Here is a 12,053-nt window from a genome sequence, read left to right as displayed (position 1 = left end):
CATTGCCTGAAACAGAGTTATATATCGAAGGGTGAAAACTCACCCATCTTTTAATCAAACATGCTTTTTATTATAGCAAGCTAAACACTGATTTGCAACTCATACTTTATGCCGGCTATTATTTACCGTAACCTTAATTTTCAGTCCGAGTTCGGCGGTTCATTGCACCTTTCATTTCTGTATCAAGGGCATTGAAAAAGTCCTCGTTGCTCTTAGTTTGTCGCAATTTACGCAAGAATTTCTCTGCAAAATCTGGCGTATCTGTCATTGTTTTACGAATCGCCCAAACTTTATCCAAGTGATCTTTTTGAATCAGCAATTCTTCTTTTCGTGTACCGGAACGACGGATATCGATTGCAGGGAAAATTCGTCTTTCTGCCAATGAACGGTCGAGATGAAGCTCCATGTTCCCTGTACCTTTAAATTCTTCGTAAATAACATCATCCATTCGCGAACCAGTATCAATTAATGCAGTAGCCAAAATTGTCAAGCTTCCGCCTTCTTCGATATTTCTGGCCGCACCGAAAAATCGTTTCGGACGGTGGAAAGCAGCCGGGTCGATACCGCCTGACAAAGTTCTTCCGCTAGGCGGAATGTACAAGTTATAAGCGCGCGCCAAACGTGTAATGCTATCCATCAAAATTATAACATCACGCTTATGTTCAACCAGACGCATCGCTCGTTCTAAAACAAGCTCAGCAACTTTTATATGATTTTCAGGCAGTTCATCAAACGTTGAGCTGACAACATCTCCCGCTACTGAACGTTCAATGTCCGTTACCTCTTCGGGGCGCTCATCAATAAGCAAAACAATCAGTTCCGCTTCCGGGTGATTTGTCGTGATGGCATTTGCTACTTCTTTTATCAGCATTGTTTTACCCGCTTTTGGAGGAGCGACAATTAATCCCCGCTGTCCAAAACCAACAGGCGCTAAAATATCCATAATACGCGTTGACAAATTGCGTTGTGTTGTTTCCAATTTAATTTGACGGTTTGGGTAAAGAGGTGTTAATCCAGGGAAGTGAACTCTCTCTTTTGCTGTTTCCGGATCATCGCCGTTCACTGCTTCCACATGAAGTAATCCGTAGTAGCGCTCATTTTCTTTTGGCGGCCTTACTTTCCCTGAAACTTTATCGCCGTTTCGTAAATCAAAGCGTCGAATTTGCGATGCAGAGATGTAAATATCCTCTGAACTCGGGGAATAGTTGATTGGACGAAGGAAACCGAATCCTTCAGAAGGAATAATTTCAAGCACACCTTCCATAAAAAGCAATCCGTCTTGCTCTGCTTGCGCTTTCAATATAGCAAAAATCAATTCTTTTTTAGTTAATTTACTGTAATAGGAAATGCGATATTCTTTTGCTAACTCATACAGCTCTTTTAACTTCATGTCCTCTAAATGAGAAATAGTTAAGTTCATATGTACACCACACTTTATAGTAATAAGGAAATAATTATAATTATAAGCGAGTTTCATCAAGTTTTAAGCTATCATTCATGTAAGAAATTAGGGTTTCTGATTAGCTTTATGAAGAAAAAGTTGAAGGAAATCGCTAAAATAGAAGATCAGGAGTAATTTGCAGAATTAATGTTCTTATATATTTGAATAATATCTTTATTTTACTTCTATACTAAGAAATGTTCAACATAAACATAGTATGATGTATTGGAAGTTCCGCCGGCTCCGATATTGTTTCATCTACAACTTTGTCTATTTTACAGAAAAATATTCAAAAAATAAATATATATTTGAAAATAGGTAATTAATTACTAAATATTAAGAACTCTCGAAGACAGAAGGGAAGCACACAAATTTAAAAGTGAAAAGATTAGTGTGCGCAGTCGCTTTCTGCAGGAGTCGAGTCGCCACCATCCACTCCAACCGACAAATATAGCTATTGCTGCATTAAAAGATTTAATACCCATGATTTCGAGGATGTAAACATAACGGAATATTATTTTTCAAAATGTAGCAAAAAGCCGCCTCAAAAGCGAAAGAGTTCTTCCGAGGCAGCCTGATATGATTATAGGTCGGAATCTAGAAATGAAAAAAAGGACCGGTGACGGTTTTTCTATTTATCTCATAACAAGGTCAGGTTTTTTCTTAAGACTGTGGCGCCCGTCGACAAAACGAACTGTTCCTGATTTCGCACGCATAACAATAGAATGCGTTTCACCGTAGCTTCCTTTGAACTGAACGCCTCGCAATAGCTCACCGTCCGTTACACCAGTCGCTGCGAAAATAGCATCGTCGCCTTTCACAAGGTCTTCCATAAGAAGAATCTTATTAACATCTATTCCCATTTTGATACAACGTTGCAATTCTGATTCTTCTTGCGGGATGAGTTTCCCTTGGATTTCTCCGCCCAGGCACTTCAGAGCAACGGCAGCCAGTACACCCTCTGGTGCGCCGCCTGATCCGAATAAAATATCCACCCCAGTCGAATCAAAGGCTGTATTTATTGCTCCGGCTACATCACCATCATTAATCAGCTTGATTCGAACACCCATATCACGTAGTTGGTGAATAATATGCTCATGGCGAGGACGATTCAGAATCGTTGCTACTACGTCTTCAATATCTTTATTTTTTGCTTTTGCAACAGCTCTAACATTATCGATCAGAGGCGCATTAATGTCGACTTTTCCGACTGCCTCCGGACCGACTGCAATTTTATCCATATACATATCTGGTGCGTGAAGAAGATTTCCATGGTCTGCAACAGCAATAACAGCCAGTGCATTCCAGCCTCCTGAAGCAACAATATTAGTTCCTTCCAATGGATCGACTGCTACGTCTACCCGCTGGCCATAGCCTGTTCCAAGCTTTTCTCCGATATATAGCATCGGAGCCTCGTCCATTTCTCCCTCGCCGATTACAACAGTTCCTTTCATCGGCACAGTATCAAAAACATTACGCATTGCCGTTGTTGCCGCATCATCTGCTTCATCTTTCTTCCCTCTGCCCATCCAGCGAGCTGATGCCAAAGCAGCAGCTTCTGTCACGCGCACAAGTTCCATTGATAAGCTTCTCTCCAATTGTGTCCCCTCCAACAAGTCATTAAGTATGACATATTTGTTTATTTATTATAACACAATTGATGTAGAATGACTTATATAAACACTTATTATGTGTTTTTCAGTTGCCGAACTTCTTCTTCTGACATCTCTTCACGCCAAATAGTTGCACCTAAATCACTCAGTTTGTCCACAATTTGGCTATATCCGCGATCTATATGTTCAACACCTGTGATTTCTGTCACACCTTCTGCCATTAAGCCTGCAACAATTAATGCTGCACCCGCTCGCAAATCACTGGCTTTCACTTTTGCTCCCTGCAGTCGCACAGGTCCATTGACAATAGCCGAACGCCCTTCCACTTTAATACTGGCATTCATACGGCGTAATTCATCAATATGTTTGAATCGTGCACTATAAATAGTATCTGTGACAACACTCGCACCTGTAACTTTCGTTAATAAAGATGTAAATGGTTGTTGTAAGTCAGTAGCAAAACCCGGATATACAAGGGTTTTTACATCAACAGCTTTCAAGTAATCACTGCGGGGAATATATACTTGATCATCTCTTGTTTCAATATTGACGCCCATTTCACGAAGCTTAGCTATTAACGATTCAAGATGTTGAGGTATGACGTTGTCAATCAGAATACCGTCCCCTACCGCAGCTGCCATAATCATGAATGTTCCCGCCTCTATCCGGTCCGGGATAATCGTATGGCGGCAGCCGCTCAAATAATCGACTCCTTCAATCCGGATGACATCCGTCCCTGCCCCTTTTATTTTCGCACCCATATTCGTCAATAATGTGGCCACGTCGATAATTTCGGGTTCTTTGGCAGCATTTTCAATGATTGTCCGTCCTTTAGCTCTTACTGCTGCCAGCATAATATTAATTGTTGCACCCACACTCACAACATCCAAATATATTCTTGCTCCGCGCAACTCATCTGCTCTTAAATAGATGGCTCCTTGTTCATTTGTCACTCGGGCCCCCAATGCCTCAAAGCCTTTTATATGTTGGTCAATCGGCCGCGGTCCTAAATAACAGCCGCCCGGCAAACCGATTACCGCTTTTTTGAAACGACCCAGCATCGCTCCCATTAGGTAGTAGGATGCGCGCAATTTCTTCACGTTCCCATTCGGAAGCGGCATAGAAATCATAGAACTTGGGTCAACAATCATTTCTTCGCCACCAAAACTGACTTTTCCGCCAATTTCCTCCAATAAGTCCTTTAAAATACTGACATCAGATATATCCGGCAAGCCTTCAATTGTTACAGGAGAGTCAGCAAGTATAGTGGCCGGTATGAGTGCAACCGCACTATTTTTAGCCCCACTTACTCTGATTGTTCCCTGCAAAGGATATCCGCCTGCTATCTTAAGTTTATCCATATAATACTCCCTTCGTCACAGCACTTTCATTTTCTGTTTAACCGATTAAAACGTCCCTATTATATTAACCATAAACAAAGAGTAATTACTATATTTTACCATAAATTTTAGATAGAATTTACTCTAGTATATATTTATTAGTTTACACAAAAAACAAAAAATCATGTAATGATATACAAGAAAAACCGTCACCGGTCTGTTTCAAGTTATCCTTTTCAAAAAAAATAGCACGCCTCATTCGTGATCTTTTCACAACTGAAGCGGGCCTCGTCTTTGTAAAATTTTAGCGGTTAATCTTATTTATTTTTCCCTTCCCAATCAGCTAAAAAAGTCGCAATACCTTTATCTGTTAATGGGTGGTTGAACAGTGACATAAGCACTTTGTAAGGAACTGTCGCAATATCTGCCCCATTTAAAGCAGCTTCAGTAATATGAATCGGGTTACGGATGGAAGCGGCGATGATTTCAGTGCTGATATTATGTATTGAGAAAATCTCAGCAATATCTGCAATTAATGCAACTCCGTTATGTCCAATATCATCCAAACGCCCAAGGAATGGAGATACGTAAGAAGCACCCGCTCTTGCAGCAAGAAGAGCCTGATTAGCACTGAAAATGAGCGTAACATTCGTTTTAATACCTTCTTTTGCAAAAACAGAAACAGCTTTTAAACCGTCAGGAGTCATCGGAACCTTTACCGTCACATTCGGACTGATGGATGCCAATTCTCTTCCTTCTGCTACCATCCCCTCGAAATCCGTCGCAATGACTTCAGCACTTACTGAGCCGTCAACAAGCTCTGTAATTTCTTTAATGCGATCATGAAATGAAACATTTTCTTTTGCCACTAAGGACGGATTAGTCGTTACCCCCGCCAAAATCCCCAAAGCGTGGGCTTCTTTTATTTCATTAAAATTGGCAGTGTCGATGAAAAATTTCATTTGTTCACAATCTCCCTTATTTAAAATTTATTCTGACTTCTGTTGCCGTGAAGCTCAGAACAATATGTACCTTTACTACTTAATGATAATAACAAGTAGACACAAAATTCAACCTTTTTATGAAACTGCCCCAAAACAGTCGGATATTACGGTTACTTTAATTACAAAACTATAACTTAATTACATATTGTTCACTAATTCACAAACTTATTTTAATATAAGACACGTAGTTTCAACGAACTAATAAATTCAATACATTTCGGTATGTGAATAATTTCACAATATAGGAGGACATTATGAATCTTTTAGAAATTATCAAAACTACTGTTACAGATATGGAGATTATGGGTGCAATTTCATCCACAGTTTTCATCATTCTGCTTGGATTCTTCTGCCGTAAAAAAGGCATCTTCTCTGCAGAAGTAGGCAAGCTTTTATCTAACGTTGTTTTGACTGTTGCTTTACCTGCATTAGCTTTCAAAGCTTTCATGCAAGATATCGATTCAGAAACATTAACACAAGGAATGAACGTTTTAATCTGGGGGATTGCGATTTATATCATCTTGATTTTCGTTTCTAAGCCGCTATTTTTACGTTACCAAGGCGACAAACAAGATACATTGCGTGTCTTAACAATTTTCGGTTCAACTACATTCTTCGGTATTCCGATTGTAAGTGCTATTTACGGACCAGTCGGCGTAATGTTCAGTTCGATCTTTAACATCGGATACCGCGTGTTCTTATACTCTTACGGTTATATCAAAATGAGCGGTTTGAAAATGGAGCTTAAAAACATTAAAACTATGTTCTTGAATCCAATCGTTATCGCAACTTTTGCAGGTCTTTTCGTTTGGTTATTCCAAGGATACTTACCACAAGTATCAGTTACTGCTGCTGACGGCACAGTTGCACAATATGCATTCTTACGTATTGACCAAACAGCTACTTGGCTTTTCAAACCAATGACATACCTGTCTAATCTTGCATCACCACTTGCTTGGTTATCAATCGGTGCAACTCTTGGAGGAATTAGCTTTAAAGCAGCTGCATCAGACAAAACTTCTTGGTACTACAGCGCAATGAAAATCGCCCTTGTACCAACAATCAACATTGCTTTACTAGCTATTTTAACAGCTACAAATATTTTACCAGTTAGCTTTGAAGCTCTTGCAACAATCGTAATCATGATGGCTACGCCAACTGCTACTGTTGCAGCTGCTTATGCAATCAGCTTTGATAAAGACGCTGTTTTAGCATCTAACGCATCTTTATTGTCTACAATTACTGCTGTTATTATGATGCCGATTTGGATCGTTATCTTAGAAGTTATCAATAACACAGGTTTATTCTAAAACATTTTTAAGCGTACACTGCTCTCTTTCATAAGAGAGTGGTGCATGCTTATTATTTCTTAAATATATTCAGCTCGGAGTTCTATCTCCTTCGCGAATACTAAAAAGCTAATATTATTGGGGGAAACACACATGTTAAAAATCGCTTGCTACGGCGTTCGTCCTAATGAAATCTCATTTTTTAACGACTTAAATAAATATAACTTCGAACTGACTTTAATCGAAGACTTATTAACACACGAAAATATTGATACAGCAGCTTACCACGATGCAGTATTACTTCGCGGAAACTGTGTAGCTGATGCAATCAATCTTGAAAAAATGAATGAATATGGCATTAAATATGTATTTACAAGAACAGTAGGCTTCAACCACATCGACCTGGAAGCTGCTGCAAAATATAACATGGAAGTGGCTCGCGTTCCTTCTTATTCACCAAACGCAATCGCTGAGCTTGCTTTAACATTAGCTATGATGCTTCTTCGCAACACAGCTTATACTACAAACAGAACAGCTTACAAAAACTTCATTGTTGACGAAAGAATGTTCAGCAAAGAAATCCGTAACTGCACAGTAGGGATTATCGGAACTGGCCGCATCGGTGTTACAGAAGCTAAATTGTTTAAAGGCTTAGGCGCAAAAGTAATCGGTTATGATGTATTCCAATCAGACATTGCTAAAGAAGTTCTAGAATTCAAGGAAATGGACGAACTGTTAGCCGAGGCTGATATTGTAAGTCTTCACGTTCCTTACTTCCCTGGTCAAAACGACAAAATGATCAATGCGGAATTCCTTTCAAAAATGAAAAACGACGCAATTTTAATCAACACTGCACGCGGTGAATTACAAGACAACGAAGCAATTTTAGAAGCTTTACAAAATGATACGTTAGGTGCTTTCGGAACAGACGTATTCGCAAACGAAAAAGATTTATTCTTCAAGAGCTTCCAACCATGGCAAGCACTTCCGGATGCAACAGTTCAACAATTAGTTGATATGTATCCACGTGTATTAGTAACGCCTCACATCGGTTCTAATACAGATGAAGCATTATCAAACATGATCGAAACAAGCTTCGAAAACTTTAACGAAATTTTAACTACAGGCAAAACAGCAAATGCAGTTGAACTTCCAAAAGTATCTGTTAATGCATAGTATGCATTAAACTAACAAAGAGATTGTCCATGTCGACAATCTCTTTTCTTATGCAAACTATTTTCTTTGATCACCAATATAAGGTTCGATATTTCTAGCAGATTCCTGCCTGCTGCGAAACATTGTTAAAGGTCTACCGACATTTCCGTAGCTGCAATATGATGAAATCACGTCTATTTTCTCTAAAAATGACAAGTATTTTCGAATAGAAATTCTTGAAATGCCTATTGTATTCACCAATTCTTCCGTCGTGAAATCCAATCCTTTCTTCTGTTCAATATAGTTCCAAATTTCTCGTAACGTATTTTTAGATAAGCCTTTCGGCAGCATTTCCTGAACCGCTTTTTCCTGTTTTTTCAGCAACAGATGGTCAAGCTCCTCTTGACTGAGCTTGCTGTCATTTAGAAGAAGATTTGTTTGTTTTTTATATTTAATAAGCGCTTCTTCAAATCGGTCGAAGCGAAAAGGTTTAATGATATAATCTACTGCTCCAAATTGAAAGGCTTTGTGAATCGTTCTCATATCGGAAGCGGCTGTTATAAGTATGACATCTATATCCTTTTGCATTTCACGAATTTTTATAAGCAGCTGTATTCCTTCTGTTTCGGGCATGAAAATATCCAGCAAAATAAGCTTTACGGTATTCTTTTCAATAAAGCGGATTGCTTCTTTGACGGAAGAGGCCGTTCCCTTTAAATGATACCCATCCACTTGCTCTAAATAGCTTTTATTAATTTCCGAAACCATCGGATCATCATCAACTATGAGAACTTCAATCACAATTTATCCACCTCAACTCAAATTTCTTTCTTAATAAAGAATAGACTATTCTCCTTTTAAGTCTCTAGGTAATTTTCCCCTTTCAGGCAAAGGAATTTGAACTGTAAATACTGTCCCAGTTCCTGGACTCGTGTCAATGTCTATCTCCCCATGCAAATTAGCAATAGATTGAAGCGTTAAGTATAATCCGTACCCTCGGTCTTCGCCTTTTGTCGAAAAGCCTTTTGTGAATATATTCTCCAACTGGCCTGGCTCCATACCTGCACCGCTGTCTTCCACTTGCAGAATCAACCTGTCTTCCGAATGGTAAACAGAGAAGGAGACTTGCTTAACTTCCAAGCCGCTAACGGCATCAAAGGCATTTTCAATTAAGTTGCCTGATATGCAAATTAAATCATGGATCGCTTTTTCCTCCAGCTCACCATTGTACTGGCTATTCTCGCTAATTTCAAATTGAATCCCATGCTCGCGCGCCTTGCTTAATTTGCCCAAAAGAAACCCTGCCAAAATCGGGTTCTGTATACGTTGCAAGACAAAGCTTTTCTCCGATTCTTGGTCCTCGACTAAATCTTGCACATAATTGTTCAGGTCGTCATATTTCTTCAAATGAATTAACCCGAGAATGACATGAAGCTTATTCATGAATTCATGCGAATGAGCTCTCAGCGATTCGGAATACAGTTTTACCCCTGTCAGCTGCTCCGCCATTTGCCGTATTTCAGTTTTATCTCTAAATGTGCCGATTCCGCCTACAATTTCACTGTTCACAATGATCGGGAAGCAATTCAAAAGTACCGTGCGCCCGTACAGCGTTTCCTCGTAGCCCACTTCCGCTTCTCCCGTCTGCATCACCTTCTCAAAAATCGGCATATATTCCTTAATCGGCTGATTCACAATTTTTTCTTCATTAACATTCATTAGCTTCAACGCTTCCTCATTAACTAATGTTATCTCACCCCGAACGTTAGCTGCCAGTATCCCTTCCTTCACTGCTTCTATCATAGTATTGCGCTCTTCAAGCAGTTGGGCAATCTCCTCAGGCTCCATATTCAGCAGCTTCCTTTTTATAAATTTGCTTAAGACAAATGCACCGGCTCCTCCAAACAGCAGCGGAATAAGCGCACAAAGATAAATAACATGTCGGCTTTCCTTCATCAAACCTTTTACTGTATCAAGCGAAATGCCAACAACGACAATCCCGATTTGCTCTCCTGCCTCATCTCTGACAGGTGTAAAAAAACGTAGCCCGATGCCAAGCGGACCTTCCTGTGTTGAATAATACTCATTGCCTTTAAGGGCTGCCTGAGCGTCCTCCCGATTATAAAAAGAATGGCCTATTTCCGTCTCCCAAGGGTGTGAATAGCGGATTAGATCCATATTGAGGACAACGATAAAACCGACATCTGTCAAGGCTATCATTTCATTAGCATAATCCTGGAGGCTAAGATCGATATAGTCCTTTTCCAGACCGTCAACGACTATTTGCGAATGGGCCGTCATTCTAGCTACGTCTCTTATTTTCTCGGACAAGTTTTCTTTTGTCTGATTGGATACATAGAGGCTTATAAAAGTGCTTGTAATCAGTATTGAAGTCAGTATGATGCCAAATACGAGCAATAGTATAAGCGTGTGCAGTTTCAATGGTTTTCTTTCTGTCCGAAAAAAATCAGCCATAACTTACTTCCTTTCAATTCACCTGCCAAACAAGCTTTTTTGTTACTGTTAGTATTCATCTACATACCTTTCTTCATAACAAAAGAAGATGACCCCAGTACAAGCCAGGAGTCATCTTCTTTATGTGAATCATATGAAAAAGCATATGCCTTTTTCAAAATGATTAAAATTAAGCTTTGTTGTTTGAACCGAATTCACGGATTTTGCCGATAACAGTCGCTTTGATAGCGTCGCGGCCAGGGCCGATGAATTTACGTGGATCATATACTTCAGCGTCAGCAGCTAACACTTCGCGAACCTTTTTAGCGAATGCAATTTGGTTTTCAGTGTTAACGTTGATTTTTGAAGTACCTAAAGAGATAGATTTTTTGATATCTGCTTCAGGGATACCAGTACCGCCGTGTAATACTAATGGCATGTTAGTAAGGTTTTTGATTTCTTCCATTTCTTTAAAACCAAGGTTTGGTTCACCTTTGTAAGGACCGTGAACTGAACCTAATGCTGGAGCAAGGCAGTCGATACCAGTTTTTTCAACTAGTTCTTTACATTCTTGAGCATCAGCATAGATAACGCCGTCAGCAACAACGTCGTCTTCTTGTCCGCCAACAGTTCCTAATTCAGCTTCTACAGAAACACCTTTAGAGTGAGCGTAGTCAACTACAGCTTTAGTCGTTTCAACGTTTTCCTCGAATGGGTGGTGAGAAGCGTCAATCATTACAGATGTGAAACCTGCATCGATTGCTTCTTTACATTTGTCGAATGAAGAACCGTGGTCTAAGTGGATTGCCACAGGAACCGTGATCTTCATGTCTTCTAATAAACCTTTAACCATCATCACTACAGTTTTGAATCCGCCCATGTGACGAGCAGCACCTTCAGAAACCCCAAGGATAACAGGTGATTTTTCTTCTTCAGCAGCAGCAAGAATTGCTTGAGTCCACTCAAGGTTGTTGATGTTAAATTGACCTACTGCATATTTTCCTTCTAATGCTTTGTTCAGCATCTCAGTCATTGAAACTAAAGGCATTATATTTCCTCCTTATGTTGTAACGGTTGACACTATGTAAATCACAGTGCTTCCTTATACAATTTTCCCTAAAAAGTATGTAAAGTATACAGGTTATGTATACCAAGGGAATGACAATTATTTCACCTTCAAGAATACCAATAGTCATCATAATTCTCAAGATAATCCCACGACTAGGAAATATTTTCTATAAAGATGTAACTAAACTTTGTCCAATGATAGATTTTTCAGGTTATATACTAGTACAACATCACTTAGTATTCATCGGAATATATTTTTTGACGATGCTTCGAATATCGTCAATATCAAACGGCTTAGAGAAATGAGTAAGCGCACCAAGATCTTTGGCCTGCTGAATCATATCCAATTCACCGTATGCAGTCATGATGATTACAGAGATGCTTTGGTCATATTCTTTCAGTCTTCGCAGTATTTCTATTCCGTCCATTCCCGGGATCTTCATATCAAGAAGTACAAGATCCAATTTTTGCTCCTTCGCTATTTCAAGTGCCTGCGGTCCGTTTGCTGCTTGAAACGTTGTATAACCTTCTTTCTGCAGCACTTCATTCAACAAAACTCGAATCCCGAATTGATCATCTACAATCAATATTTGTTGTCCCATACCATCCCCGCCTTTCTTTAATGTATTCAGTCTTTTATTGTAGAAGTATTCTATTCCAATTAATTAAATCCTTCATTTCTTCAAAGA

At 39.4% G+C, this 12,053-nt stretch carries 10 protein-coding genes; 2 read left to right on the top strand and 8 right to left on the bottom strand.

Going from position 1 to position 12,053, the window contains the following annotated elements:
• Window positions 1-133: 133 nt before the first annotated feature.
• The 4 genes from rho to fsa form a co-directional block, all read right to left on the bottom strand.
• Window positions 134-1,420, bottom strand: a complete 1,287-nt coding sequence (gene rho, locus IEO70_RS01720; protein WP_190996629.1) for a transcription termination factor Rho — start codon at window positions 1,418-1,420, stop codon at window positions 134-136.
• Window positions 1,421-2,076: 656 nt separating this feature from the next.
• The gene (glpX, locus tag IEO70_RS01715; RefSeq protein ID WP_190996628.1) at window positions 2,077-3,039 is read right to left on the bottom strand and encodes a class II fructose-bisphosphatase; all 963 of its coding nucleotides are present in this window, start codon (window positions 3,037-3,039) and stop codon (window positions 2,077-2,079) included.
• A gap of 89 nt (window positions 3,040-3,128) precedes the next feature.
• On the bottom strand, window positions 3,129-4,415 hold the full coding sequence (locus IEO70_RS01710) for a UDP-N-acetylglucosamine 1-carboxyvinyltransferase (protein ID WP_190996627.1): 1,287 nt from the start codon (window positions 4,413-4,415) through the stop codon (window positions 3,129-3,131).
• Window positions 4,416-4,711: 296 nt separating this feature from the next.
• Entirely contained in the window at window positions 4,712-5,356 is a 645-nt protein-coding gene (gene fsa / locus IEO70_RS01705; RefSeq protein ID WP_190996626.1) for a fructose-6-phosphate aldolase, read from the bottom strand.
• 296 nt (window positions 5,357-5,652) lie between these two features.
• On the opposite strand from fsa, the gene IEO70_RS01700 reads away from it, so the two are divergent.
• Window positions 5,653-6,708: an AEC family transporter gene (locus IEO70_RS01700; RefSeq protein ID WP_190996625.1), complete on the top strand. Its 1,056-nt coding sequence runs from the start codon at window positions 5,653-5,655 to the stop codon at window positions 6,706-6,708.
• 132 nt (window positions 6,709-6,840) lie between these two features.
• Window positions 6,841-7,863, top strand: a complete 1,023-nt coding sequence (locus tag IEO70_RS01695; protein ID WP_190996624.1) for a 2-hydroxyacid dehydrogenase — start codon at window positions 6,841-6,843, stop codon at window positions 7,861-7,863.
• A gap of 57 nt (window positions 7,864-7,920) precedes the next feature.
• Here the strand turns inward: IEO70_RS01695 and IEO70_RS01690 are convergent, their stop codons facing one another.
• From IEO70_RS01690 to IEO70_RS01675, 4 genes are all read right to left on the bottom strand, one after another.
• Window positions 7,921-8,643, bottom strand: a complete 723-nt coding sequence (locus IEO70_RS01690; RefSeq protein WP_190996623.1) for a response regulator — start codon at window positions 8,641-8,643, stop codon at window positions 7,921-7,923.
• Window positions 8,644-8,688: 45 nt separating this feature from the next.
• Window positions 8,689-10,317, bottom strand: a complete 1,629-nt coding sequence (dcuS, locus tag IEO70_RS01685; RefSeq protein ID WP_190996622.1) for a DcuS/MalK family sensor histidine kinase — start codon at window positions 10,315-10,317, stop codon at window positions 8,689-8,691.
• Window positions 10,318-10,486: 169 nt separating this feature from the next.
• On the bottom strand, window positions 10,487-11,344 hold the full coding sequence (locus IEO70_RS01680; protein WP_190996621.1) for a class II fructose-bisphosphate aldolase: 858 nt from the start codon (window positions 11,342-11,344) through the stop codon (window positions 10,487-10,489).
• Window positions 11,345-11,594: 250 nt separating this feature from the next.
• A complete protein-coding gene (locus IEO70_RS01675; protein WP_190996620.1) occupies window positions 11,595-11,966 on the bottom strand; it encodes a response regulator in 372 nt (123 codons plus the stop codon).
• Window positions 11,967-12,053: the final 87 nt, after the last annotated feature.

The sequence above is a fragment of the Peribacillus faecalis genome (assembly GCF_014712675.1).
Lineage (GTDB): Bacteria > Bacillota > Bacilli > Bacillales > DSM-1321 > Bacillus_AD > Bacillus_AD faecalis.
This window is presented reverse-complemented; position numbering and strand designations above follow the sequence as displayed.

Bases quoted from the DNA above. Each gene is read 5' to 3' on its own strand.
- rho (WP_190996629.1), bottom strand. From the start codon at position 1,420: ATGAACTTAACTATTTCTCATTTAGAGGACATGAAGTTAAAAGAGCTG.
- IEO70_RS01710 (WP_190996627.1), bottom strand. From the start codon at position 4,415: ATGGATAAACTTAAGATAGCAGGCGGATATCCTTTGCAGGGAACAATC.
- fsa (WP_190996626.1), bottom strand. From the start codon at position 5,356: ATGAAATTTTTCATCGACACTGCCAATTTTAATGAAATAAAAGAAGCC.
- IEO70_RS01700 (WP_190996625.1), top strand. From the start codon at position 5,653: ATGAATCTTTTAGAAATTATCAAAACTACTGTTACAGATATGGAGATT.
- IEO70_RS01695 (WP_190996624.1), top strand. From the start codon at position 6,841: ATGTTAAAAATCGCTTGCTACGGCGTTCGTCCTAATGAAATCTCATTT.
- dcuS (WP_190996622.1), bottom strand. From the start codon at position 10,317: ATGGCTGATTTTTTTCGGACAGAAAGAAAACCATTGAAACTGCACACG.
- IEO70_RS01680 (WP_190996621.1), bottom strand. From the start codon at position 11,344: ATGCCTTTAGTTTCAATGACTGAGATGCTGAACAAAGCATTAGAAGGA.
- IEO70_RS01675 (WP_190996620.1), bottom strand. From the start codon at position 11,966: ATGGGACAACAAATATTGATTGTAGATGATCAATTCGGGATTCGAGTT.